Origin of the sequence: Sedimentibacter sp. B4, assembly GCF_000309315.1 — a bacterium.
Classification (GTDB): Bacteria; Bacillota; Clostridia; order Tissierellales; family Sedimentibacteraceae; genus Sedimentibacter; species Sedimentibacter saalensis.
Map to the genome: position 1 here is coordinate 1 of NZ_CANG01000677.1, position 241 is coordinate 241.

General features: G+C 68.5%; 1 protein-coding gene. It reads left to right on the forward strand.

The window, feature by feature from the left end:
* Positions 1–241: pyruvate formate lyase family protein (locus BN358_RS24100; RefSeq protein WP_157593498.1), on the forward strand; the 241-nt coding region annotated here is incomplete at both ends.

Genomic DNA, 241 nt, shown 5'->3' on the forward strand with positions numbered 1-241 from the left:
TTGTCGATCTTCATCGAGCCGGCCACGCTGATCTGCGGCAACCAGGCCTCGGCCAACCGGGCCGCGCCGATCATGCCCGAGTACGCGATGGACTGGGTGATCGCCGAACTGGACGAGTTCGACTCCCGCCCCGGCGACCGGTTCACCATCACCGAGCAGGCCAAGCAGGAACTGCGCCGGATCGCCCCGTTCTGGGCGCACAACACGCTCAAGGACCGCGGGCTGGCCCTGATGCCGCCCG